This window comes from Alkalilimnicola sp. S0819 (assembly GCF_009295635.1).
Classification (GTDB): domain Bacteria; phylum Pseudomonadota; class Gammaproteobacteria; order Nitrococcales; family WHIW01; genus S0819.
In genome coordinates this window covers 1-307 of sequence record NZ_WHIW01000071.1, presented here as the reverse complement: position 1 = coordinate 307, position 307 = coordinate 1, and the positions used below count along the sequence as shown (strand labels likewise).

1 protein-coding gene is annotated in these 307 nt (G+C 71.0%); it reads left to right on the top strand.

Translation table 11 applies throughout. The features are described 5' to 3' along the window. Positions 1–307: MmgE/PrpD family protein (locus GBG68_RS14020; RefSeq protein WP_193222360.1), on the top strand; the 307-nt coding region annotated here is incomplete at both ends.

Genomic DNA, 307 nt, shown 5'->3' with positions numbered 1-307 from the left:
CTGCTGGGGCCGGTGGTGGAAGGCGCGGACCTGCCCGGGGGCGTGAAGGTGCCAGGCACACATTACCGGCTGGACCCGGTGACGGCGGCCTGGAATATCGGTGCGATGGTGCGCTGGCTGGATTTCAACGACACCTGGCTGGCGGCGGAGTGGGGCCACCCCTCGGATAACCTGGGGGCCATACTGGCGCGGGCCGACTGGCTCTCCCGCCGGCGCACGGCGGGCGGGGAGGAGCCCCTCACCATGGGCGAGGTGCTCACCGCCATGATCAAGGCCCACGAGATCCAGGGCGTGCTGGCGCTGGAGA